The organism is gamma proteobacterium symbiont of Lampromicra miyakona, from assembly GCF_059730895.1.
This window is the reverse complement of sequence record NZ_AP035932.1, coordinates 3,051,244-3,075,078: the sequence shown is the minus strand read 5'-3', so window position 1 is coordinate 3,075,078 and position 23,835 is coordinate 3,051,244. Positions and strand designations below refer to the sequence as shown.

17 protein-coding genes and 1 tRNA gene are annotated in these 23,835 nt (G+C 58.5%); 11 read left to right on the top strand and 7 right to left on the bottom strand.

Features of this window, described 5'->3' with window-relative positions; all coding sequences use genetic code 11:
* Positions 1-186 precede the first annotated feature (186 nt).
* Positions 187-262 (top strand) — tRNA-Thr (locus AC6I8P_RS14470).
* Between the two features lie 205 nt (positions 263-467).
* Here AC6I8P_RS14470 and AC6I8P_RS14465 read toward each other — a convergent pair.
* On the bottom strand, positions 468-1,886 hold the full coding sequence (locus AC6I8P_RS14465) for an aldehyde dehydrogenase family protein (protein WP_481657808.1): 1,419 nt from the start codon (positions 1,884-1,886) through the stop codon (positions 468-470).
* Positions 1,887-1,990: 104 nt separating this feature from the next.
* On the opposite strand from AC6I8P_RS14465, the gene AC6I8P_RS14460 reads away from it, so the two are divergent.
* A complete protein-coding gene (locus AC6I8P_RS14460) occupies positions 1,991-2,908 on the top strand; it encodes a LysR family transcriptional regulator (protein ID WP_481657807.1) in 918 nt (305 codons plus the stop codon).
* A 9-nt stretch (positions 2,909-2,917) separates the two neighbouring features.
* On the opposite strand, the gene AC6I8P_RS14455 is transcribed toward AC6I8P_RS14460, so the two are convergent.
* Positions 2,918-4,816, bottom strand: coding sequence for a flagellin N-terminal helical domain-containing protein (locus tag AC6I8P_RS14455; protein ID WP_498030688.1), 1,899 nt, complete (start codon positions 4,814-4,816; stop codon positions 2,918-2,920).
* Between the two features lie 1,203 nt (positions 4,817-6,019).
* Between AC6I8P_RS14455 and AC6I8P_RS14450 the strand changes: the two genes are divergently transcribed.
* From AC6I8P_RS14450 to AC6I8P_RS14435, 4 genes are all read left to right on the top strand, one after another.
* Positions 6,020-6,997: a glycosyltransferase family 2 protein gene (locus AC6I8P_RS14450; RefSeq protein WP_498030687.1), complete on the top strand. Its 978-nt coding sequence runs from the start codon at positions 6,020-6,022 to the stop codon at positions 6,995-6,997.
* A gap of 16 nt (positions 6,998-7,013) precedes the next feature.
* Positions 7,014-8,321, top strand: a complete 1,308-nt coding sequence (locus AC6I8P_RS14445) for an oligosaccharide flippase family protein (protein ID WP_058758004.1) — start codon at positions 7,014-7,016, stop codon at positions 8,319-8,321.
* A complete protein-coding gene (locus AC6I8P_RS14440) occupies positions 8,318-9,313 on the top strand; it encodes a glycosyltransferase family 2 protein (RefSeq protein ID WP_481657805.1) in 996 nt (331 codons plus the stop codon). The genes AC6I8P_RS14445 and AC6I8P_RS14440 overlap by 4 nt, the downstream gene beginning before the upstream one ends.
* Before the next feature lie 399 nt (positions 9,314-9,712).
* Positions 9,713-11,002: an HAAAP family serine/threonine permease gene (locus tag AC6I8P_RS14435; RefSeq protein ID WP_481657804.1), complete on the top strand. Its 1,290-nt coding sequence runs from the start codon at positions 9,713-9,715 to the stop codon at positions 11,000-11,002.
* Positions 11,003-11,101: 99 nt separating this feature from the next.
* On the opposite strand, the gene AC6I8P_RS14430 is transcribed toward AC6I8P_RS14435, so the two are convergent.
* From AC6I8P_RS14430 to dbpA, 3 genes are all read right to left on the bottom strand, one after another.
* Positions 11,102-12,658 (bottom strand): methyl-accepting chemotaxis protein, encoded by a 1,557-nt coding sequence (locus AC6I8P_RS14430; protein ID WP_058758001.1) that lies wholly within the window; start codon positions 12,656-12,658, stop codon positions 11,102-11,104.
* Positions 12,659-13,230: 572 nt separating this feature from the next.
* Positions 13,231-14,193, bottom strand: a complete 963-nt coding sequence (locus AC6I8P_RS14425) for a chemotaxis protein (RefSeq protein ID WP_021507259.1) — start codon at positions 14,191-14,193, stop codon at positions 13,231-13,233.
* 141 nt (positions 14,194-14,334) lie between these two features.
* Complete coding sequence (gene dbpA / locus AC6I8P_RS14420) at positions 14,335-15,714, bottom strand: ATP-dependent RNA helicase DbpA (RefSeq protein ID WP_136548229.1); 1,380 nt, start codon at positions 15,712-15,714, stop codon at positions 14,335-14,337.
* Positions 15,715-16,105: 391 nt separating this feature from the next.
* Here dbpA and AC6I8P_RS14415 point away from each other — a divergent pair, with 391 nt between their 5' ends.
* Positions 16,106-16,303: a hypothetical protein gene (locus tag AC6I8P_RS14415; RefSeq protein ID WP_010618157.1), complete on the top strand. Its 198-nt coding sequence runs from the start codon at positions 16,106-16,108 to the stop codon at positions 16,301-16,303.
* 109 nt (positions 16,304-16,412) lie between these two features.
* On the opposite strand, the gene AC6I8P_RS14410 is transcribed toward AC6I8P_RS14415, so the two are convergent.
* Positions 16,413-17,774, bottom strand: a complete 1,362-nt coding sequence (locus AC6I8P_RS14410; protein WP_498007701.1) for an amidohydrolase family protein — start codon at positions 17,772-17,774, stop codon at positions 16,413-16,415.
* 89 nt (positions 17,775-17,863) lie between these two features.
* Positions 17,864-18,724, bottom strand: coding sequence for a LysR family transcriptional regulator (locus AC6I8P_RS14405; RefSeq protein ID WP_031279666.1), 861 nt, complete (start codon positions 18,722-18,724; stop codon positions 17,864-17,866).
* 87 nt (positions 18,725-18,811) lie between these two features.
* Here AC6I8P_RS14405 and AC6I8P_RS14400 point away from each other — a divergent pair, with 87 nt between their 5' ends.
* The 4 genes from AC6I8P_RS14400 (at position 18,812) to lldD (ending at position 23,833) form a co-directional block, all read left to right on the top strand.
* Positions 18,812-19,984 (top strand): cyanate transporter, encoded by a 1,173-nt coding sequence (locus AC6I8P_RS14400; protein ID WP_498030686.1) that lies wholly within the window; start codon positions 18,812-18,814, stop codon positions 19,982-19,984.
* Positions 19,985-20,211: 227 nt separating this feature from the next.
* Entirely contained in the window at positions 20,212-21,861 is a 1,650-nt protein-coding gene (gene lldP / locus AC6I8P_RS14395; protein WP_058769354.1) for an L-lactate permease, read from the top strand.
* On the top strand, positions 21,858-22,643 hold the full coding sequence (gene lldR, locus AC6I8P_RS14390; protein WP_058781186.1) for a transcriptional regulator LldR: 786 nt from the start codon (positions 21,858-21,860) through the stop codon (positions 22,641-22,643). The genes lldP and lldR overlap by 4 nt, the downstream gene beginning before the upstream one ends.
* Positions 22,643-23,833 (top strand): FMN-dependent L-lactate dehydrogenase LldD, encoded by a 1,191-nt coding sequence (lldD, locus tag AC6I8P_RS14385; RefSeq protein WP_152391319.1) that lies wholly within the window; start codon positions 22,643-22,645, stop codon positions 23,831-23,833. The genes lldR and lldD overlap by 1 nt, the downstream gene beginning before the upstream one ends.
* Positions 23,834-23,835 lie beyond the last annotated feature (2 nt).

Sequence of the window (23,835 nt, the reverse complement as noted above, 5' to 3'; positions counted from 1 at the left end):
TTTGGCGAGGCTGCGGCCTCGCCTTTTTTTGTGTCTGGCGCGAGACGGCGCTGTTCGCCGCGGTTTTTCCGCGTCAAAACCTAAGGCCAGCCCGGGTGATGCTGAAAAACGCAGCACTTAACCGGCACCATCTTGACTCATCTCCCCGATTTTTCTATGTTTACTCCCCGTAGTTCCCGCCTCAATGCCGGTATAGCTCAGTTGGTAGAGCAGCGCATTCGTAATGCGAAGGTCGCAGGTTCGACTCCTGTTTCCGGCACCAGTTAAATCAATCCCTTATCTAATATTGTTACTGTCCCGATTCAGCCTGTGTGACAGATTTGTGCCCTCAACACCTATAAACATGGCGATTTTTGCGTGCGCAGAAAGGTGATGGGCGTCAGGATAATCACAATCTAAAAGAGGCGCATTGCTCTGGCGCGACACCCTGCGCCGCAGTGCTATTCACTGCAGCGCTCACCTCATCCTTAACCAGCAATCAGCGCCCTTGGTTCCAGAAACGCGCTGATACCAGCCTGACCCATCTCCCGGCCGATGCCGGAGTGGCGGAAACCGCCGAACGGCGCGCGCGGTTCGTGTGCCAGCGTGTTGATCATCACGCGGCCGGCGATCAGCTGCTCTCCCACCTGGCGTGCATGCTGTTCATCCGCACCGATCACCAGTGCCGACAGGCCGTAATCGCTGTCGTTGGCCATGGCGATGGCTTCGGCTTCATCGCGGTAGGTCAGGATGCTCAGCACCGGGCCAAAAATCTCTTCGCGCGCCAGCGGCATATCATTGGTGACATCGCTGAACAGCGTCGGGCGGATATACCAGCCGTGGTGCAGTCCGTCCGGGCGGCCGCTGCCGCCGGTCAGCAGGCGCGCGCCCTGTTGTTCGCCAAGCGCAATATAGTGCTGCACGCGTTGCCACTGTTTCTCGTTAACCATCGGCCCGATGGTGGTGCGCGCGTCAGCCGGATCGCCGGAGACCTCCGCAACGACTGCCGCCGTCAGCGCCTGTTCGAACTCGGCCTTGCGCTGCTCCGGCACCAGAATGCGCGTGCCGGCAATACAGGCCTGGCCGCTGTTGATAAAGCCAGCCTGAACCGCCAGCCCGGCCGCCTGCGCGGCATCGGCATCCGGCAAAATCAGCGTCGGTGATTTACCGCCCAGCTCCAGCGTGACGCGTTTAAAGGTGTCGGCGGCGCTGCGCAAAATCGCTTTGCCGGTGGCGGTCGAGCCGGTGAAGGAGATTTTCGCCACCTGCGGACTGCGGCTCAGGGCTTCACCGACGCTGGCACCGCGTCCGGTGACGATATTAAACACCCCCGCAGGCAAACCGGCGGTGTGCAGCGCCCTGGTGATCACCTGGGTCTGCAACAGGCTGAACTCGCTGGGTTTGATCACGGCGGTACAGCCTGCGGCAATCGCGGTCGCCAGTTTGTGGCAGATAAAGCCCGCGTTGCTGTTCCATGGCGTGATCAGGCCGGCAACGCCGAGCGGCAGCATCTGCACCTGCGCGCGGCCTGCCTGTTGTACAAACGGATAGCGTTTCAGCTCTTCTATTACCTGCAGAATCACATCAGCCGGATAGCGGCTCATCCACTCGGAGCGTGCGGTGGGAGCGCCGTACTCCTCAAGGATCGCTGCGCGCAGCTCGCTTTCGGCGCGGTTAACCGCATGGTACATCTGTTCCAGCAGGGTGATGCGCTGCGCCACCGTGGTCGCGGCGAAGGCGGGAAACGCCGCCGCGGCCGCCGCAATCGCGCGTTCAGCATCCTGCGCATTGGCCAGACGCGCTTTACCGATTACGCTGCCGTCGGCAGGTTTGATAATATCCAGCCATTCATCGCCGTCAGGAGTGACAAACTGGCCGTTGATATAGATGTGTTCAATCATGTGCATGGCTATGCTCCTTTGCATGTTGCGTGGCGGCAAAGTAGCACGCACCACCGGCGGCGATAATCCGCCTCCGCCTGCAAAGGGTATTGCGCAAAACGGAATAATTGATGAACCGGACAGGTCTGACTGAACTGGAAATTGTGCTGGCGGTCGCGCGGCGCGGCACCTTTAAAGCGGCGGCCAGCGAGCTGGAGATGTCGCCTTCGGCGGTGACCAATGCGGTTGCCGCGCTGGAGAAACGGCTGGGCGTGCGGCTTTTCAACCGCACCACGCGCAGCGTCGCGCTGACCGATGCCGGACGGCGTTTCAGCGAGAAAATTGTGCCAGCGCTGGCGATGATCCGCAGCGCGGCTGAGGAAGCCGGCAGCGATCCGGGCGATCCGGCCGGTATGCTGCGTCTCAACGTGCCGCCGGAGAGCAGTGCGCTGTGGTACGCATCGATATTGCTGCCGTTCCTGCAGCGCTATCCGCGCATTCGCGTCGATATTTACAGCCAGAAAGAGCGGGTGGATATCGTGGCCGACGGCTTCGATGCCGGCATTCGGCTGGCAGAAGATGTGCCGGGCGATATGATTGCCGTCAGGCTGACGCCGGAAATGCGCATGATTGTGGTGGCCGCGCCAGCCTACCTCGCACACGCGGGCACACCGCAGACGCCAGAGGCGCTCGATCAGCATCAAACCCTGTGTATGCGTATGGCGGACGGCAGCGTTTACCGCTGGGAGCTGAGCCAGCAGCAGCAGCGTTATCGGCTGCAGGGCGAGCCGCGTATGGCGGCCAGCGACATGAGCGCCATCCACCAGGCAGCGCTGGCGGGTCTGGGCATTGCCTGCATGACGGAACAGCAGGTCGCGGCGGATGTGCAGGCGGGCCGACTGGTGCACCTGCTGCCCGGCTGGCAGGTGCCTCTCGGTGCGCTCTGCCTCTACTATCCGGGACACCGGCTGGTGCCGCCGGCACTGCGGGCGCTCAGCGAATTTGTGCGTGAGCAGCGTGATGCTTCTGCCTCATCTGAAGCCGGATGACGTCCTTTATCAGGCGTTCAGTAACTTCAGCACCTGCTGCGGCAGCTGATTAGCCTGCGCCAGCAGGGCGCTGCTGGCCTGCTGCAGAATTTGCTGTCGCGACAGGCTGGAGACTTCCGTGGCGTAATCCGCATCCTCAATACGGGAACGCGATGCCGCAATGGCGGCGGTCGCGTTGCCCTGCAGCGTTTGCGCCGAGAGCAGCCGGTTAGCAACGGCGCCCAGACGGGTGCGCTGATTGTCGATTTGGCCGATAGCGCGATCCAGCGTGGCGAGCGGATCGTCCGGATGCTTCAGGCGGATCTCTGAACCGGTCTCGGCCACGCGCAGCGTCGTAAAGTTGGTGGAGGCATCGGTAACTGACGACAAAGCCGCCTGGAAGTAAATCTGCACGTCACCCACGCCCTGCAGGGTTTTCAGCATCAGGTTGCCGCTGCTGTCACTGCGCACGAAGGTGGCGGTTTTATCCAGATTGCCGTTCGGCACATCCATGTAGTAATTGCCGTCGGCGTCGAGTTTCAGCACATCATTACTGCTGTTGCCATCGACATCGGTATAGCGCACATCCACATTGGCCGGATCGAGCGTGATGTAGGAGGTGCCGGTCACGCTGTTTACCGCACTGAAGCTGTTAATGCTGCTGGCGCTGGTCGCGACGATGCTCAGGGAATTACTGGTGCCATCCGAGGTCGCGCTGACGGCGGCGTTGTAATACTGGTAGCTACCGCCGCCGTTATCCACTTCCATTACATACTGCCCGCCGCTGGTGCGCAGCAGACGGCCATTGCTCACTGCATTGCCGCTGGCATCGCTGAAGCTAAGGCTGGCGGTGCTGGTGTCGATCGCCGGCGTGTCGGTCACCGTGGTCGGCAGGGTGGCGAAATCACTGTCGGTTTTGGCGGCACCGCCGGTCATGCGTGCCGTTACTGCGCCGCTGCTGCCAAAGCTGAGCGTGGCCGGATACCAGCTGTTGTTCTGCTCAATATAATACTGGCCATTATCCTGCGTTAACGTGGCTGCGGGCGTGGTGCTCAGCGCGCTGCCGCCGCTGTCCTGAAAATTAACCGCCGGGATGGTGCGCGACGCAATGCTGCTGACGTTACTGTACAGCGGCGCCGGATTGCTGCGGCTAATCGAGACGTTACCGGCAGCCGTGGCGGTGTCCCAGCGCGCACTGACGGCGGCCAGATAATAGACCGGCTTGCCGTCGGCGTCGCTGCTCTGCACGTACTGGCGGTTATCACCACTGCTGCGCACCAGCTGCGGTGAGCCGCTGGCGGGCAGATAGTTCACGGTAATCGCCGGGTTGCTGAACGCCATATTGGTGGCGAGGCCGGTGAGGGTGGTGACATTGGTCACTTTGCCGCTGATGCCGCTGATCACCAAATCCTTAAGTCCCAGTGCCTCCACGCTGAAGCCGGGCGCCGACAGGTCGAGACTGATTTTCTCGTTGTCATTAGCGCCCACCTGGAATCCCAGCTTACCGGCGCTGCCATCCAGCAGCCTGATGCCGTTAAAGCTGCTGCTGGTGTTGAGCCGGTCAATCTCTTTCAGATTGAGGTTAATCTCCGCCTGAATGGCGTCTGAGTCGCTCTGCGAATTGGTGCTGTTTAATCCCTGAACCGCCAGCTGGCGAATCCGCTGCAGGCGGTTATTGATCTCATCCAGCGCGCTTTCCGCGGTTTCGACCAGTGACAGGCCTTCACCGGTATTACGCTGCGCCACCGCCAGGCCGTTCTGCTGGCTGCTAAAACGGTTACCAATCGCCTGACCTGCCGCATCGTCACGCGCGCTGGTGATGCGCATACCCGACGATAAATGGCGGATCGCATCGCCCAGCGCCGCGCCACTTCTGGCAGATTGCTTGCTGGCGTTGAGGGCAGACAGATTGGTTTGCAGGCTGATCATTTCCGGGCTCACTGATAAATACACTGATAGCGTTATCGGCATTTACCGGCTTTCTTTAAAAAAATATTTGGCCTAAGTCACGTCAGCGAAGCGCTGATTGTTAAAGTAAGCAGCATGAAATCGCGCTAAGTTGAGTTTGTGGTGCGGTAAGGATCTGTATTTTTTCGCACGACGCTAATTTATAGAGGCAGGGCTTGACGACTACTAAAAATAGCAGGTCAGCACAATGAATAAAGATTATTACTGCTTAAGCGGGACGGCGAGGGCGTAACCCATTGCGATAACAACCGCTTAGGATGCTACTGGACTTATCCGCCGGTTTCCCTGCTCTTATTCCTGGTCAGCAGCGCGCGCCGCCCTTATCAATCGCCGCGGTTGCGCTTTATCCATGCTAATCAGTCAGCGCGAAATATTGTGGCGGGGCGAGTGAGTAAATTCCGTTTTGGTCTGGAAGGCATTGACCTTATAACTGCGCCTGGTAAGAATGCGGTAAAAGTTTTGAATCAGATCGCAATTTTTGGCCTTGTACCATTTGCAGTCCGGCTGCGATAGCCGGACTGAATTAACGCCACTTGCACCTCGCGCCGCGCAACACACATCGCGGCGTAATAAAAGTGCAGGGCATACAGCAAATATCGTTAATGTCGTGACGCTCGTTGCGAAGGCCCGTCGAAAGATGCACCTTTTCAACCGCGGTCGGCAGTTCCCGTTCTCCTGATGCGGCAAAAAATAGCTGGAGAGGTAGCGCCGATCAGGATAACGAATAAACCTCTATCTGATAAATGTTTTACCCGGCAGCAACGCAATAAATACGTTGCTGTGCAGGAGGCGTTGGGGCTAACTGGCTGATAATTCACTGAACTCTGCGGAGTGCAGCGCCCCTTCTTTACGCCTGAAAATGCACCAAAGAGAATTTCAGCACGCTGGTCGCTGTAAGCCAGGGGCGGTAGCCTGCGGTTTTTACCCTTTAAATCGCCAGATAAACCTGTCCTGAATATATAGCGAAATTCTTATCTGGCGCCAGCGAAAAATAGACGTATTCAGGCGGTCATATTTTGCTGAGGAAACTCTGAAAACAGCGGCGTATTAATGTTAAGCCGCATGAAAGCATGGGCCGTTAAACGTTAAGTATTAACGGTTCAGTATCGATTTTTATTTTGTCACGGCGGGTTTAACCCGCAATAAATTATGTTTTGAGGTCATATGCAAACTCCCGTTAACGACTTGCTGATTAGCGTCATTGTGCCGGTGTATAACGCCGCAGCTTATCTGGAAAGATGCATCGACAGCCTGCTGCAGCAGGATGAGGTTCGCTTTGAGGCCATTTTTATTAATGACGGTTCCAGCGATGACTCGCTGGCGATCCTGCAGCGCTACGCCGGTTATCCGCAGTTCCACCTTATCAGCCAGGCCAACGCGGGCGTCTCGGCGGCGCGCAACCGGGGCATTCGCGCCTCGCGCGGCCGGCTGCTGTGTTTTTTAGACGCCGATGACTTTCTGCCGCCCCAGGCCTTCTCGACGTATGTGCGGCTGATGAGTGATGAAACGGCGATGGTGGTGGGTGAGTCACAACACTTCAACCCGGACGGTGCCCCGCTGGATTTTCCCGCCAACCGTGAACAGGCGCACGCGCTGTCGGTATCGGCGGCGATTAACGATCTGCTCTATTACCATCCGCGCCACGGTATCTGCGACAAGGTGTTTCGCGGCGATGTCATTCGTCAGCACCGGCTGCGGTTCAATGAAGAGATCGCCAATTTCGAAGACCTGCTGTTTGTCATGAACTACCTGCATCTGCAGCAGGATCGCCAGGTAGTGATGACGCAGCGGGTGGTTTATCACTACGTCAAATCCACGCACTCCGCCACGCGTTCGGCGCTGCGGGAAAAACATTTCTCTTTTGCCCGCTCGTTCAGCGGCATGAAGGCGTTTTTATCGAGCCAGCATTATCGCTGCTATTACCACCTCTATTTAAAAGTCACGGCGTCTTACATCCACAAAGGGCTGCACAGCGACAGCCTGAGCCGCGCCTTTATTGATGAATACATCACGCTCTATCGCCGCAGTTTCCGCAGCTGGTGCTCCGCCGGACCGCTATTTAATCCGTGGAGCCTGTATTTTGCGCTGTTTTTCATTAGCCCGCGCCTGGTTTCACGGCTGCGCCGGCTGGCAGAGAAATAATCGCACCGGAGGCGTTGTGAAAGACAAATTAAAAAACTCCATGTGGATGATTGCCGAAAAGCTGATTGCGGTATTCGGCCTGATCTTTGTCACCTCCTACGTGGCGAAATACGTCGGGCCCACCACCTTCGGCATTATCTCCATCGCAATGCTGGTATTTCAGTTTATTCAGACCATTGCACTGATGGGCAGCGATGTGATTTTGCTGAAACGCATCGCGCAAAATCATCACTCCGGCCTGCGCCTGATGATGGCGACCTTCCTGCTGGTACTGGTGCTGTATTGCGTGCTGTCGATTGTCGGCATGGCGATTATGGAAGAGGAGTGGAGCGCCGACGCGCTGGTCTTTATCTGCGCGGCAGCCATTGCCTGCCTGTTCTCATCCATTGACCTGGTCAATATTTACAACGAAGCGAGGCTCAACGCGCGTCTCAATGTGATTGCCAACGTCATTGGCCTGGCGATCAGCCTGACGGTGCGCTTTCTGATCTCCTATTACCAGCTCGAACCGGCCTGGCTGGCGATCCCGATTGTGCTCGCCACCTTTATTCCTTTCACCATCAAGTTAACGCTGTTTCTGCTGTATGAGCGGCGTGCACCGCTTCCGGCGCTGCGCCACGTGAAAAAGTATTCGCGCTACATGCTGGTGTCCGGCATGTCGCTGATCTTCTCTGCGATTGCCGTTGCGCTCTATACCCGCGTCAACCAAATCAGCGTCTCTTATTTTCTCGGCGTGAAAGAGGCGGGCATTTTTTCCGTGGCGCTGACGTTGTCGACCGCCTGGGTATTTTTACCCAGCGCGCTGCTGGCGTCGTTTTATCCGGCGTTTTTTGCCGAGCGTAATGACCAGCAGGCGATCGTCAAAGCGCAGAAATTGCATCTGCTGGTGATTGGCGTTTCCGCTGCGGTAATTGTGGCGATCTGGCTGCTGTCGGGCTGGTTTATTCGTGACTTCTACGGTGAGCAATATCTTGATGCGGTCGCGCCAACGTTATTACTCAGCCTCGGTGCGATGTGCGCGGTGCTGAGCAGCGTCATGGATCGTTTCATCATTAAATATAACGGCTACCGCTATCTGGTGAAGAAAACCTTCGCGGTATTAGTGATTTGCCTGCTGTCGTCGCTGCTGCTGGTGCCACATTTCGGTTTAACCGGTGCCGCCATGAGCGTGGTATTAACCGAGTTTTTATCGTTCTCCCTGCTGAATTACTTTTTCCCGGCACAGCCGGTCATGCGTATTCATCTGATCTTTTTCAACCCCAGGAAACTATGGCAGCTCTTTAGCACTATCAAAACCTCAGACAGTAAAGAGAGTTTATCATGAATGAAAAAACGCTATTTAGTATTATCATTCCCGTCTTTAACGCGCAAAACACTATCCGGCGTACGTTGCAAAGCGTATTAAATCAAACCTTCAGTAGCTATGAAATTATTGTTGTCAACGATGGCAGTCGCGATAACAGTGCCCGGATTTTGCAGGAGTTTGCGCACTATCCGCAGGTTACGGTGCTTAATCAAATTAACGCAGGCGTCAGTGCGGCACGCAATAGCGGGCTGCAGCAGGCCAGCGGGGAATATGTCCTGTTTCTCGATGCGGATGACTGGGTTGACGATAACTTCCTGATGAGTTTCAAACTCAATCTCAATGCCTGGCCGGCCGAATCGGTGGACTTAATGGTTGGCAATCTCAACGACAACCGTATCGGCAAAGTCTCGCAGGCGGGATTCTTCAGCCAGCAGGATATTCCTTACGTGCTGGGCGAGCTGGAGATGAGTGACAACATTGGCTATCTGCATAATAAATGTTATCGCCGCCAGATTATTGACGATCTTCATCTGCGCTTCATGGAAGGCGTCTCGATGAGTGAGGACCTGCTGTTTAACCTGAAGTTTTTCAGCTGCGTCAGTAATTTTCTCATTACCCCAGGCGCGGCTTATCATTATGAGGATGTGGCGGGATCGCTGTCGAAACGTAAAGTGCAGTACAGCGAACTGAAAGTGCGTAAACAGTCGCTCACCGATTTGTACGATTCGCTTGTGGAAAAGTACGCGTCGGGTAATCTCGACCATTTTTTAAAAGCAATCTCGAAACGCGTGCTGGCACTGGATATGCAGATTGTCACCGCTATGTATCACGCCTCGTTTTCACCTGCTGATATTGCGCAGGAAATTAATCAAATCAAGCGCGGAAAATATTCTAAAGGTATTTTTACGCTGCTGAATAAAAATGAAAAACTGAAGTACATGATTATGAATTTGAATACTATCACAGCGTACTATTTCCTTTATGCCCTCTACAGAATGCGGGCGTTCTGATTTTCAATTCTCCCGGCGTTATCCTCTGGCGAAGTACAGCATTGCCCGAGGCTAGCTGCCGGGGGAGTTTCCTCCTTAGCGCTCTGCTGCTGGCAACATCCCCGCACTTCATTCTCCCGCTCACGTCCACTTCGCGCTGTGTCTTGCACTCCTGACACTTCTCAGGTCAAATAGCGCCCCAGGCAATCGATTGCGTGCGTGTTTCGTGCGTTATTGTTGCTTTTATCGCCATCTCGCGCATTTTTACCGCCTTTGTGATGCATGTCTTGCGTTGCGGCAATCCACGCCGGGCAAAAACGGGTAGCATAGGCGCGTTTTGTGAAGCGACCGCACGCTGCAGGCCGCCGCGAATTTTTAGCCGTCGTTCCGGCTGCATTTGAGACAATTTTGGAGAGACAGATGGATAACTCACAAACCGGTACCCTCGGTACGGTGGATGCGGCAGCAACCGGCTGGCGCAAGAGTGATACGGTGTGGATGCTGGGCCTGTATGGCACCGCGATTGGCGCAGGGGTGCTGTTTCTGCCGATTAACGCCGGCGCGGGCGGGCTGATTCCGTTACTCATCATGGCGATTCTCGCCTTCCCGATGACCTTCTTTGCGCACCGTGCGCTGACGCGTTTTGTGCTCTCCGGTAAAAATCCCGGTGCGGATATCACGGACGTAGTGGAAGAGCATTTCGGTGTCGGCGCCGGTAAGATCATCACGCTGCTCTACTTCTTTGCCATCTACCCAATCCTGCTGATGTACAGCGTAGCGATCACCAATACCGTGGACAGCTTTATTGTGCACCAGCTCGGGCTGGTATCACCGCCGCGTGCGCTGCTGTCGCTGATTTTGATTGCTGGCATGATGACGGTGGTGCGCTTCGGCGAGCAGATGATTGTCAAAGCGATGAGCGTGCTGGTGTTTCCGTTTGTGGCAGTGCTGATGTTGCTGGCTGCGTATCTGGTGCCGCACTGGCACGGCGCGGCGCTGGAGACCTTATCGTTTGCGCAAAGCGGCAGCGACAGCAGTATCTGGATGACACTGTGGCTGGCGATTCCGGTGATGGTGTTCTCCTTTAACCATTCGCCGATTATCTCGTCTTTTGCCGTGGCGAAACGCGCCGAGTACGGCGCCGGCGCGGAGAAAAAGTGTTCACGCATTCTCGCCAGCGCCCATCTGATGATGGTAGTGACCGTGATGTTCTTTGTGTTCAGCTGCGTGCTGAGCCTGTCGCCCGCCGATTTACAGGCAGCAAAGGCGCAGAACATCACCATTCTCTCCTATCTGGCGAACCACTTTAACGTGCCGATGATTGCCTGGATGGGGCCGATTGTCGCCATCGTGGCGATCACCAAATCGTTCCTCGGCCACTATCTGGGCGCGCGTGAAGGCTTCAATGGCATGGTGGCGAAGTCGCTGCGCAGCCGCGGCAAAACCATCACGCCGCAGAAAATGAATCGCCTGACCACGCTGTTTATGCTGCTGACCACCTGGCTGGTTGCCACTCTGAACCCGAGCATTCTCGGCATGATTGAGACGCTGGGCGGGCCGGTGATTGCGATGATTCTGTTCCTGATGCCGATGTACGCTATTCATAAAGTCCCGGCGATGCGCCAGTACAGCGGCAAAATCAGCAACCTGTTTGTGGTGCTGGTGGGGATTCTGGCGATTTCTTCCATCGCTTATTCGCTGATGAATTAACCGCAGGACGCGGTGCGCCGGACCCGATGCGCACCGCCATGACAATGCCAGCGACACTGAACGGCCCCGTCTGACGCATGCAGAACGGGGCTGTCTGTTTTAAACCGCAGCGGTTTTAAACACGCTCATCGACTGCGCCAGACGATCGGCCTGCTCCTGCAGCGCCTGAGACGCAGCGGACGCTTCCTGTACCAGCGCGGCGTTCTGCTGCGTCACCGCTTCCATCTGCGTAATGGCCTGATTGATTTCACTGATGCCGCTGCTCTGTTCGCTGCTGGCAATGGTGATTTCGCTCATGATCTCCGCCACGCTGCTTACGCTATTGACCACCTCACCAATGGTTGAACCGGCGTGCGTCACCAGACGGCTGCCTTCATCCACCTTCGCCACCGAGTCTTCAATCAGCACTTTGATCTCTTTCGCCGCGGAGGCTGAGCGCTGCGCCAGGTTACGCACTTCGGTGGCGACGACGGCAAATCCGCGACCCTGTTCACCGGCGCGCGCCGCTTCGACCGCCGCGTTGAGCGACAGGATGTTGGTCTGGAAGGCGATAGAGTCGATCACGCTGATGATGTCGACAATCTTCTTCGAGGAGAGGGCAATCGCCTCCATCTTCACAATTACCTGCTCCATCACTTCACCGCCTTCTTTGGCGACGCCGGAGGTTTTCGCCACCAGCGAGTTGGCTTCGCGCGCATTGTCGGCGTTGTGCTTCACGGTAGCGGTCATCTGCTCCATCGCGGACGCCGTCTCTTCCAGCGAGCTGGCCTGCTGTTCAGTGCGTGAAGAGAGATCGATGTTGCCGCTGGAGATCTGGTTGGACGCCACGGCGATGGTGTCGGATCCGGCGCGTACGTCGGAAACAATGGTCAGCAGGTTATCGTTCATCGCCTGCAGCGCCTGCATCAGCGCGCCGGTTTCATCTTTGCTGCGTATTTCAATGCGCGAGCTGAGATCGCCGGCAGCCACTTTGCTGGCGATGGTCACCGCTTCATTCAGCGGATGCACAATCGAACGGGTCAGCAGCCAGCCCATCACCACGGCAGCGAGAATGGCGAGCGCGGAGAACACCAGCGTGACTTCAATCGCCGTGGTGCCATCGTCGATAATGCCGGCGCCTTCCTGCTGGAGCTGCGAGGACTGGGAATCAGCAAACGCCACCGCCAGGTCGAGGTAGGCATTCTGCACGGCGGTAATTTTTTTCAGCACGTAATAGCTGGCGTCATCGGCTTTACCGGCCCGCACCAGATCCAGCACCTCATTTTTCTGCTGTTCAAACTGCTGACTGGCAGCCAGCAGGCTGGCAATTTTCTTCTTGCCTACGGCGGTAATCTGAATCGCTTCGATCTTCTTCATCGCCGCGTTGGTACGGGCGGTGGCGTCTGCCAGCTGCTGAAAGCGCTGCACGTTGAACTGCGGTCGGGTGGTATCGATGACGATGCCACGCAGGTATTTGATCTGATCGTTGACGCCATCGCGCACGTCAAAGCCGAGCCGCACTTTTACATAGCGATCTTCCACAATCGAAGTAATGCCGCTCTTGATGTTGTTGATCTTCATGATTGAGGTGATACCAATCACCACCAGTAGTGCCACCACTAAACCAAAGGCGATGCCCAGGCGGACGCCGACCTTCATATTCTTTAAGCTCAACATTGGATCTCCCCGCAATGCCAAAATGCTGTTGTATTAAAACGGAAACGCAGACGACGGGTCTGCAATATGTCGATGATGTATAAAGGAAAGATTTTTTGCCATTGCGACGAGACGGGTCTGGCGCCACCAGCGCAGGCGCTAAAGTTATCGGTTGCTAATGTTTTAACTTTAATTTTTTAGGGATTTGTCACAAAACGGTTAAGGGGGCTTAAGGTTGATTAATCACTGGTCGTAATTAGCTGGCATCACGGCCTATGCCGGTGCGCAAAATTGCGCACCCTACAAAAACGCGCAGAGGCGGATGCGATATCTGCATTATCCCGTCGCACAAACCGTAGCGGCGCGATTCATCGCGCATTTCATTTCCCGCACCGTGGCGGAATGCGCAATAAATTGCCCCCAGCAAAAAACGCGCAGAGACCCTGTAGGGTCACCATTCATGGTGACCAGGGACGATTAACTGTCCAGCAGTACAGGATAAATACGCCGTTACGGTAATGCAGCGAATGACAGGCGAGCGGGCACAAAAAAGGCGCGAACATCGCGCCTGAGGGGATAAACGGGGTAAGCGCTTAGCGCTTCTTCTCCAGCACGCGATAAATCACGCTGGACAGCTCGTTGATTTCAAACTTAGCGACGTAACCGTCTGCGCCCACTTTGCGCACGTGATCTTCGTTGGCGCTGCCGGACAGCGAGGAGTGAATCACCACCGGAATCTGCCGCAGCGCGTCGTCGCGCTTGATGTTGCGCGTCAGGGTAAAGCCGTCCATCTCCGGCATTTCGAGGTCGGTCAGCACCAGCGCGATTTTGTCGTGAATCGACTCGCCGTTAGCCTGCGCTTCTTTCTGCATCTCGCTGATTTTAATCCACGCTTCAAGCCCGGTATTGTGCATGATGGCCGGAATGCCCATGCTTTTCAGCCCCTGTTCCAGCAGCTGACGCGCCACTTTGGAGTCTTCAGCAACAATCGCTACCTGGCCGGGTTTAAGGTTGAAATTCTTCGCCGTCTCTTCGCTCGGCTCAACACCACGCACCGACGGAATGATGTCATACAGAATCTGCTCGACGTCGAGCACCAGTGCCAGATTGTTGCTCTGACCGTCGGTGTCCAGACAGGCGATGCTGGTGATGTTACGGCTGCCGATGCCCGCTTCCGCCGTGTGCACCTGATTCCAGTCGAGACGCACAATGTTCTCCACCGATTCCACGGCAAATGCCTGGGTGCTGCGCGCGTATTCGGTCACCAGCAGCAGGTTGAGGCCGGTTTCCGGTTTACAACCGGTTACTGCCGGCAGGTCGATTACCGGAATAAACTGGCCGCGAATGCTGGCCATGCCGAGCAGCGGTGAATTCATGCCGGCGGCGCGGGTAATGGTCGGCATCGGCACAATTTCACGCAGTTTAAATACGTTGATGCCGTACAGCTCAGACTTGCCTTTCAGCCGATCGGAACCCAGCCGGAACAGCAGCAGTTCGAACTTGTTAGAAAGCGCAAGGTTGGCGCGTTCATCGATCTCTTTCTGAAAATTATCCATTGTGGCCTCGGGGCAGAATCTGGGCGGAGTAAAGGGCAGGGCAATAGCGCCATGATTAACTTATCGGCAGCGGAGAAAAAAAATGAAGGGAAGGGCGATGAAAATTTAGCGTAAGGGCGATCGCCCTCACGCTCACGACAGTTACTTCAGCAGAATCGCGCGCACACTTTTGCCTTTGATCTTGCCCTCTTTCAGCTTGATCAGCGCTTTCTTCGCCTGTGTGGCGTCGATGGCGACATACGCATGGGTCGGGGTGAGATCGATTTTACCGATCTGATCGCCGCTGAAACCGGCTTCACCGGTCAGGGCGCCCAGAATATCGCCGGGACGCATCTTGGCTTTACGCCCACCGTCAATGCACAGCGTCATCATCGCCGCCGGCAGCGGCTGTGCGCCTTTGCCTTTCAGCGTGCTGGCCGGCTGCCAGTTGAGCTTCTGCTGCAGGTAATCTTCCAGCGCATGAGCGCGCACCATTTCGTCGGCCGCCACAAAGCTGACCGCCAGCCCCTGTTCGCCGGCGCGGCCGGTACGGCCAATGCGGTGAATGTGCACTTCCGGATCCCACGCCAGCTGGAAGTTAACCACCAGCGCCAGCGATTTAATGTCGAGGCCGCGTGCGGCGACGTCGGTGGCGATCAGCACGCGGATGCTGCCGTTGGCAAAGCGAATCAGCACGCGTTCGCGATCGCGCTGTTCCAGATCGCCGTGCAGCGCCAGCGCGCTGATCTGGCGATCGTTGAGCGCGGCCGCAATCTCATCGCATTCCCGTTTGGTGTTGCAGAATACCACGCAGGAAGCCGGTTGCTGCTGGCTGAGCAGAGCGCTGAGCAGGTTGATACGCTCGCTGGCGCTGGTTTCAATAAACTGCTGCTCAATCGCCGGCAGTTCCGACTGCGCTTCGGTCGCTACCGCCAGCGCATCGCGCTGAAAGCGCTGACTCAGGCTGGCAATGGTATCGGGCCAGGTGGCGGAGAACAGTAGCGTCTGACGCGAATCCGGCGTAAAGCCAATGATAGCTTCCATATCGTCGCGGAAACCCATCTCCAGCATGCGATCGGCTTCGTCCAGCACCAGGCTCTGCAACTGACTTAAATCGAGATTGTCACGCTTGAGATGATCGAGGATGCGCCCCGGCGTGCCGACCACAATATGCGGCGCGTGCACCAGCGAGTCGCGCTGCGCACTCATTGGCTGGCCGCCGCACAGCGTCAGGATCTTGATGTTGCGGGTGAAGCGCGCCAGCTGACGCAGCACGTTGCTGACCTGGTCGGCCAGTTCACGCGTCGGGCACAGCACCAGCGCCTGGGTATGAAAACGCCCGCTGTCGATGCGGTTCAGCACGCCGATACCGAAGGCGGCGGTTTTGCCGCTGCCGGTTTGCGCCTGCGCCCGCACATCGCGTCCGCTAAGGATGGCCGGCAGGGAAGCGGCCTGAATCGGCGTCATGGCGTCGAAGCCCATCTCGCGCAGGTTGTCGAGCTGGCTGGCAGGCAGTTGCGTCAGGGTAGAAAAAGCAGTCACAGGAGCATCTCAGGTAGTAGCAGGAATAGCGGCGGCCAGTCTGGCAGAAAGGCGGCCTATCGGCAACGGCAATTGCGATAATAATCACGTTGTGAAATTAGTCAGTCGTTGCGCTTTGTCAGGTCAATGATGAGGTGCAACTATCGCAAAGTTTTAATGAATGTTCCGAATTTCACACCAGGCAGCACGAACGGTAAAAACGCTTTTTCGAGGGAAAAAATGATATTAGCGGCAGGTAAGCGGCAATATCGCCGCATGTTACGGCTATTTTCAGTAAGATTTCGCTTATATGTTACCTGTTACGCGGAAAATCTGAGTAAAAATCCTAACCGCTTTGCTTTATATTTAGCGCGCCATTTGGCAATTAATAATTACTTCAGAGGTCACCTCATTGAGTCACTATGTCCAGGGACAAAACGAAGACGTTCTGAAAATCGTCGGCCGCGCCGTGCTAACGCTGCATCTGCATGGAGAGACGTTATCCTCCGATAAAGTCAGCTCCATGATTGCCTGTTATGCGGAAGAAGAGCCTGTTAATGACGATGAGCACCAGCGCCTGTATGCGCTGGCGATTCAGATGTTGTCTTAAATCCAGCATTATCATCGGGCTTGCCGCGCCGGTGTCACCTTCCAAAGCCTCCTGCGGGAGGCTTTTTTCTGGCCGGGTCTGGCGTGCTGGTGCTGGCTGCGATGCGCCTTCAGGCGCTGAATACCGGCGTGCCGCGCTGGAACGTAGCGCGCACCGGCGCAATGCGCGCCACGGCTTCCGCCGAGCAGCTGGCGTCGACCAGCATCATACTGGCTTCATCCTGCAGCTGCGGCCACTGGCGCTCCCCGCTATTGGCGAGCGGCAGAATGCCGCCGGTGGCGATATGCAGCGCGCGGCTCAGGCCAAACTCATCCGATCCGCGATACAGCTGGGCATACAGATTGGCTTTCTCCAGCATGCTGCCGGTACCGAACGGCGACCAGTGATCGATCACGCTGTCGGTGCCGGTCATCACCGTCACGCCCGCTGCCTGCAACTGCGGCAATGGCATCGTCAGCTTGCCAATCGGAATCGTTGACGCCACGCTCATCTGCTGTTCGGCCATGCCGGCGATAATCTCATCCAGCGCCTTACCTTCCAGCGTGGCGAGCGCGAAACCGTGGCTCAGCGTCACTTTGCCTTTCAGCTGCGGATTACGGGCGATGGTGGCGATCATGTACTGAATGGCTGCCACGCCGGCGGCGCTGGTCTCATGCAGATGAATGTCCACGCCGCGATCGTAATCGAGCGCGATGCGGAACATCGCATCAAGCGAAGCCTGCATGGCACCATCCACGTTGGTGGGATCCAGCCCACCGACATACTGCACGCCGAGCTGCATCGCCTCACGCATCAGGCCGTCGACCTGCGAATGCAGCAAACCATGCTGCGGAAAGGCGACGATCTCACAGCGAAACGCCGGATGGTTGGCCAGCGCCAGTTGCAGATGTTCGAGACTTTTCAGGCCACTGACTGGATCGATGTTGCAGTGGCTGCGCGCTTCGGTGCTGCCTTTACTTTGCAGCAGGCCAATCAGCGCTTCGGCGCGCGCCTGCGAGGTTGGCAGCAGTTGGGGAATCAGCACCTGCTCGCGCGCAATCATATCCATGATGGTCTTGCCCTGCCGCGGGCGCGGTGCCTGCCATGGTCCGCCGTAGAAGGTTTTATCCAGATGGATGTGCATGTCCCGCGTGCGCGGTAACAGCAGCGCACCGCCGGCATCCCACTGCGGCAGGGCAGGCTGGCGCGCCTGGCCGGCGGCGCTAATGGCGCTGAACTTGCCTTCTTTAATGGTGATGTCGTACAGCGCAGTGCGGGTGGCGACTATCTCCGCGCCGTCGCGCTCAAATCCCTCTTCGAGGCGCACATTCAGCAGTTGATAGTGCGCCACGGCAGGCGGCGGGGTGGGCGAGACCGGTGGTGTGTCGGGACGGGCGGCGCTGCTCATGCCAGCCATCATCAGGCTGCCTGCGGCAGTAAGGCGCACGCCGTGGCTGAGGAAATCACGTCGGCTGGAAGCGGTCAGAGGCATCGGAAACTCCAGGCAAAAGGAAAAAACCTAATCTGGCAAAACCGACGCCGCCGCGCTGCGATATTTCCCACTGCCTGGCAGTGGAAAAATCACTGCCACTGTAGCTGGCAGAATTGCACCAGCGCAGCGGCCAGTGCCTGCTGCAGCGCATCCTGCGGCTTACGGCAGAACAGCGCCAGCTCGAAATGGCTGATCACCGGTAAACCCTCAGCGCTGCCCAGCACGCGGTGACCGGGCAGGCGGCAGCTGGCGGGCAGCAGCGTCAGGCCGAGACCAGCGGCGCTGGCGCTGGCGAGGGCCACCAGACTGGCGCTGCTGTAGCTGATGCGCCAGCTGCGGCCGAGCGCATCCAGCGTCTGACACATCTCTTCGCGATACAGCCCCTGCTGCGGAAACACCACCAGCGGCAGCGGCGTCTGGTCAAAGCAGGGATGTTCAGCACTGTCCAGCCATAGCAGTGGCTCGGGCCGGGCGGCCAGCGGGCGATCGCCGCCCGGCTGCTTGATCAGCATCAGATCCAGCTCTTCGCGCTGCCATGCACGATGCAAATCGACGTACATGCCGCTCATCACGTCAAGACGCAGCTGCGGATGCTGTCGGCTGAATCCGGCCAGCAGGCTGGCGGTCGGGGCGGCAAAATCCTCCGGCACGCCAATGCGCACAATGCCGTCGCGCCACTTATCGCTCAGCACATCGTGCGCTTCGCCGTTAAGGGCGATGATGCGACGCGCGTAGCCGAGCAATTTTTCTCCCTCTTCGGTCAGCGCCACCTGATGTGAGGTGCGCTGTAACAGCGCTTTACCCACCATCTCTTCCAGCCGCCGCACCTGCTGACTGACCGTCGACTGCGACAGGTGCACACGCTCGGCGGCGCGGGTAAAGCTGGCGGTCTCGCACACCGCCACAAAGCTTAATAGCTGCTGCGGCGTAAACATTGGCTGACGATTCATTTATCCACTGCCCATCATGGTGTTATTTCATTTCCAAATAGTACTGTCTGCTGCGATGCTGACAACCTTTTCACTGCAGGATGGGTTATGAACCGACATGCCAATACGTTAACGCTGGCTGCGCTGGTACTGGCCGGGCTGAACATGCGCCCACTGCTGACCTCGGTCAGTCCGCTGCTGGGCCAGCTGCGCCACAGCCTGCATCTGTCAGGGCTGGCCGCCTCGCTGCTGCCGGCGGTGCCGATGGTGATGATGGGCGCGGTGGCGCTGTTCAGCGCCACGCTGATGCAGCGCATGGCTTTAAAGCCCTTACTGCTGGCCGGGCTGACGTTATTGCTGCTGGCACTGGCGGCGCGCGGCGTGATCGATAGCGGCAGCGGGCTGGTGCTCAGCGCGCTGTTTGCTGGCATCGGTGTCGGCGTGGTGCAGATGGCGATGCCGGGACTGATTCGTCAGCGTTTTAGCCGGCGCAGCGCGGCGGTCACCGGGCTGTGGGCGGGCGCGCTGATGGGCGGCGGCGGACTGGGCGCGGCGCTGTCGCCGTGGCTCAGCGCGCAGCTTGACGTACCGCTGGCGCTCAGCGGCTGGGCGCTGCCGGTGCTGCTGGCTATCCTGCTGTGGCTACTGGTGCGCGTGCCTGCCGCGCCGGATGCCGCACAGGTAACGCTGCCGCCGCTGTGGCGTAAGCCGCGCGCCTGGTCGCTGGCGCTGAGCTTTGGCCTGGTCAACGGCGGCTATGCCACCTGCGTTGCCTGGCTGCCGGATGCGTATCACCGGCTGGGTTGGTCGGCGCAGGCCGGCGGCTCGCTGCTGGGCGTGATGATTCTGAGCCAGGTTGCCGGCGCGCTGCTGATGCCGCTGCTGGCGCGCGGTGCCGATCGCCGTCCGCAGCTGATTGTCAGTCTGCTGTGCCAGCTGGCCGGAATGAGCGGGTTTCTTTTTGTGCCGCTGCTGGCGCCGTGGCTGTGGGCCGCCATCGCCGGCTTCGGTCTCGGTGCCGCGTTCCCGCTGGCGATGGTGCTGGCGCTCGATCACCTGCCGCAGCCGCAGGCAGGCGCGCGGCTGGTGGCCTTCATGCAGGGCGCAGGATTCATCATCGCCGGCTGCATGCCGTTTATTGCCGGTCAGTTACAGGTGCTCACCCACAGCTTTGCCAGCGTATGGCTGATGCAGGGCATCGTGACGCTGGGGTTGATCGGACTCAATCTGCGTTTTCATCCGCACAGCTATGCGCGCGCCTTTGGTGCGGCAGCGCGCTGATTGGTCCTACCAATGTTATAGAAATGTAGCCACATGGTCACATAACACGAAAAATCACGCCTGCCGCGTTGCTTTGGGTTAACAATGCATTAACTATCTGGAGCCATAAAGCCCGTCAGCCGCAATGTGGTCCTACCAATTGTGGTCCTGAACCGGGCAATAATCTGCGGCGCACGCCTGCTTTTGCCGATGCGCCGCATCCCTCTGGTGACCTCTGGAGAAACGGCATGCAGGTGTGGCAACAAAACTACGATCCGCTCAACAATTTGTGGCTATCCAGCCTGGTGGCGGTGATCCCGATTGTTTTTTTCTTCTTCGCGCTGATTAAGCTCAAGCTGAAGGGCTATCAGGCCGGTACGATCACCGTGGTGCTGGCGCTGCTGGTGGCGCTGTTGCTGTACGGCATGCCGGTGCCCCAGGCGCTGGCGTCGGTGGCGTATGGTTTTTTATACGGCCTGTGGCCGATTGCCTGGATCATCGTGGCGGCGGTGTTTGTCTACAAGATCTCGGTGAAAACCGGCCAGTTCGATATCATTCGCGCTTCGATTCTCTCCATCACGCCAGACCAGCGTTTGCAGATGCTGATCGTCGGCTTTTCGTTTGGCGCGTTTTTAGAGGGCGCGGCAGGCTTTGGGGCACCGGTGGCGATCACCGCCGCACTGCTGGTCGGGCTGGGCTTTAATCCGCTCTATGCCGCCGGCCTGTGCCTGATCGTCAATACCGCGCCGGTGGCATTCGGCGCGATGGGGATTCCGATCATCGTCGCCGGTCAGGTCACCGGGCTGGACAGCTTCCAGATTGGCCAGATGGCGGGACGCCAGCTGCCGTTTCTCACCCTCATCGTGCTGTTCTGGATCATGGCGATCATGGATGGCTGGCGCGGCATCAAAGAGACCTGGCCGGCGGTGATGGTGGCCGGCGGCTCGTTTGCCATCGCCCAGTACCTCAGCTCTAACTTCCTTGGCCCGGAGCTGCCGGATATCATTTCGTCGCTGGCTTCGCTGATCTGCCTGACGCTGTTTCTGCGCCGCTGGCAGCCGGTACGCATCTTCCGCTTTAAAGAGCCCGCGCCAGAGGTTGCGCCATCAGGGACACAACGCTACACGCTGGCGCAGATTGTGCGTGCCTGGATGCCGTTCCTGTTCCTGACCGCGACCGTTACGCTGTGGAGTATTCCGCCGTTTAAAGCGCTGTTCGCCAAAGGCGGCGCGCTGTATGACTGGGTGTTTAGCGTGCCGGTGCCGCTGCTGCACGAGCTGGTGGCACGCATGCCGCCGGTAGTGAGCGCAGCAACGCCGTATGCAGCGCTGTTCAAATTTGACGTGGTCTCCGCCACCGGCACTGCGATTCTGCTGGCGGCGGTGATTTCGGTGATTTTCCTGCGTATGAAGCCGGCGGCGGCGCTGCGCACCTTTGGCGAAACCCTGAAGGAGCTGGCGCTGCCGATCTATTCCATCGGCATGGTGCTGGCCTTTGCGTTCATCTCAAACTACTCCGGGCTGTCGGCCACGCTGGCCCTGGCGCTGGCGCACACCGGCCAGGCCTTCACCTTCTTCTCGCCGTTCCTCGGCTGGCTGGGCGTCTTTCTGACCGGCTCCGATACCTCTTCCAACGCGCTGTTCGCCGCGCTGCAGGCGACCACCGCGCAGCAGATTGGTGTGTCGGATGTGCTGCTGGTGGCCGCCAATACCACCGGTGGTGTTACTGGTAAAATGATTTCGCCGCAGTCGATCGCCATCGCCTGCGCCGCCGTGGGGCTGGTGGGGCGCGAGTCCGATCTGTTCCGGTTTACCGTTAAACACAGCCTGATTTTTACCTGTATGGTCGGCGTGATCACCACGCTGCAGGCGTATGTCTTTACCTGGATGATTCCATGACTGAACCCACACCGCGGCTGGCGGATACGCTGCGCGCGCGTCTTAGCGCCTGGATTGAAGAGCATCAGCTGAAACCCGGCATGCGTTTACCTTCGGAGCGTGCGCTGGCCGCCCGCTTCGGCGTGTCGCGCTCGTCGGTGCGTGAGGCCATCCAGCAGCTGATCAGCAGTGGCGTGCTGATCAGTAAACGCGGCGGCGGCACCTGGCTGTGCGAGCCGCAGGAGCCGTGGTCAGAACAGCGCATCGTCGAGCCGATTCGCCAGCTGCTGGCCGCCGATCCTGACTACCGCTGGGATATTCTTGAGGCGCGCCACGCGATTGAGGCCAGCACCGCCTGGCACGCCGCGCAGCGCGCCACCGAGGCGGATAAAGAGCGGCTGCGCTATGCCTTTGACGCGCTGATACAAATGAACGACTGCGACGATCCCGAACTGGCCGCGCAGGCGGATCTGCGCTTCCACCTCGCCATTGCCGAAGCCTCGCATAATCTGGTGCTGCTGCAGACCATGCGCGGATTTTTCGATCTGTTGCAATCCTCCGTGCTGCACAGCCGCCAGCGTATGTACACCCAGCCGGTGATTTTCAACCAGCTCAACGCCCAGCATCAGGCGATGTTCGACGCGGTGATGGCGGGCGACGCCGACGCGGCGCGCCAGGCGGCGATGGATCACCTCGGCTTTGTTCACACCACCATGAAAACGCTGCATGAAGACGAAGCGCGCCAGGCCCGCATCACGCGGCTACCGGGCGCCACGCAGGCTACCCGTAAGGAAGACAATTGATGATTATTTCTGCTGCCAGTGACTATCGCGCCGCGGCGCAACGTATCCTGCCGCCATTCCTGTTTCACTATCTGGACGGCGGGGCCTACGCAGAACATACCCTGAAGCGCAACGTGGCCGATCTCTCTGATGTGGCGCTGCGCCAGCGCGTGCTGAAAAACATGGCTGAGCTGAGTCTGGAAACGCGGCTGTTCAACGAAACGCTGTCGATGCCGGTGGCACTGGCGCCGGTCGGCCTGTGCGGCATGTACGCGCGACGCGGTGAAGTGCAGGCGGCGCGTGCGGCAGCGAATCGCGGCATTCCGTTTACCCTGTCGACGGTTTCGCTGTGCCCGATAGAAGAGGTGGCACCGGCGATTAACCGTCCGATGTGGTTTCAGTTGTATGTGCTGCGCGATCGCGGCTTTATGCGCAACGCGCTGGAGCGGGCCAAAGCGGCAGGCTGCTCGACGCTGGTGTTCACCGTCGATATGCCGACGCCGGGCGCGCGCTACCGCGATGCGCACTCCGGCATGAGCGGCCCGCATGCCGCGCTGCGCCGTTACTGGCAGGCGGTCACCCATCCGCAGTGGGCGTGGGACGTCGGGCTGCACGGGCGTCCGCACGATCTCGGCAATATCTCCACGTACCTCGGTAACCCTACCGGACTGGAAGATTATATCGGCTGGCTGGCGAAAAATTTCGACCCGTCGATCTCGTGGCAGGATCTGGAGTGGATTCGCGAATTCTGGGAAGGGCCGATGGTGATCAAAGGCGTTCTCGACCCGGAAGATGCGCGCGATGCGGTGCGTTTTGGCGCCGATGGCATCGTGGTCTCCAACCACGGCGGACGTCAGCTGGATGGCGTGCTGTCGTCGGCGCGCGCGCTGCCGGCCATCGCCGACGCGGTGAAGGGCGACATCACCATTCTGGCCGACAGCGGCATTCGTAACGGGCTGGATGTGGTGCGCATGATCGCGCTGGGGGCTGACAGCGTGTTGCTGGGACGCGCGTTTATCTATGCGCTGGCGACGCACGGCCAGCGCGGCGTGGAGAATCTGCTGAGTCTGGTTGAGAAAGAGATGAGGGTGGCGATGACGCTGACCGGCGCGAAAACCATTGCGGACATCACGCAGGATTCGCTGGTGCAGGCGAATGCGCTGCTGAGCGAAGCCGGACTCAGCCCGGCGCGCCCGCACGCGGTGCGCTAAGC

Bases quoted from the DNA above. Each gene is read 5' to 3' on its own strand.
- AC6I8P_RS14465 (WP_481657808.1), bottom strand. From the start codon at position 1,886: ATGCACATGATTGAACACATCTATATCAACGGCCAGTTTGTCACTCCT.
- AC6I8P_RS14460 (WP_481657807.1), top strand. From the start codon at position 1,991: ATGAACCGGACAGGTCTGACTGAACTGGAAATTGTGCTGGCGGTCGCG.
- AC6I8P_RS14455 (WP_498030688.1), bottom strand. From the start codon at position 4,816: ATGATCAGCCTGCAAACCAATCTGTCTGCCCTCAACGCCAGCAAGCAA.
- AC6I8P_RS14450 (WP_498030687.1), top strand. From the start codon at position 6,020: ATGCAAACTCCCGTTAACGACTTGCTGATTAGCGTCATTGTGCCGGTG.
- AC6I8P_RS14440 (WP_481657805.1), top strand. From the start codon at position 8,318: ATGAATGAAAAAACGCTATTTAGTATTATCATTCCCGTCTTTAACGCG.
- AC6I8P_RS14435 (WP_481657804.1), top strand. From the start codon at position 9,713: ATGGATAACTCACAAACCGGTACCCTCGGTACGGTGGATGCGGCAGCA.
- AC6I8P_RS14430 (WP_058758001.1), bottom strand. From the start codon at position 12,658: ATGTTGAGCTTAAAGAATATGAAGGTCGGCGTCCGCCTGGGCATCGCC.
- AC6I8P_RS14425 (WP_021507259.1), bottom strand. From the start codon at position 14,193: ATGGATAATTTTCAGAAAGAGATCGATGAACGCGCCAACCTTGCGCTT.
- AC6I8P_RS14410 (WP_498007701.1), bottom strand. From the start codon at position 17,774: ATGCCTCTGACCGCTTCCAGCCGACGTGATTTCCTCAGCCACGGCGTG.
- AC6I8P_RS14405 (WP_031279666.1), bottom strand. From the start codon at position 18,724: ATGAATCGTCAGCCAATGTTTACGCCGCAGCAGCTATTAAGCTTTGTG.
- AC6I8P_RS14400 (WP_498030686.1), top strand. From the start codon at position 18,812: ATGAACCGACATGCCAATACGTTAACGCTGGCTGCGCTGGTACTGGCC.
- lldP (WP_058769354.1), top strand. From the start codon at position 20,212: ATGCAGGTGTGGCAACAAAACTACGATCCGCTCAACAATTTGTGGCTA.
- lldR (WP_058781186.1), top strand. From the start codon at position 21,858: ATGACTGAACCCACACCGCGGCTGGCGGATACGCTGCGCGCGCGTCTT.
- lldD (WP_152391319.1), top strand. From the start codon at position 22,643: ATGATTATTTCTGCTGCCAGTGACTATCGCGCCGCGGCGCAACGTATC.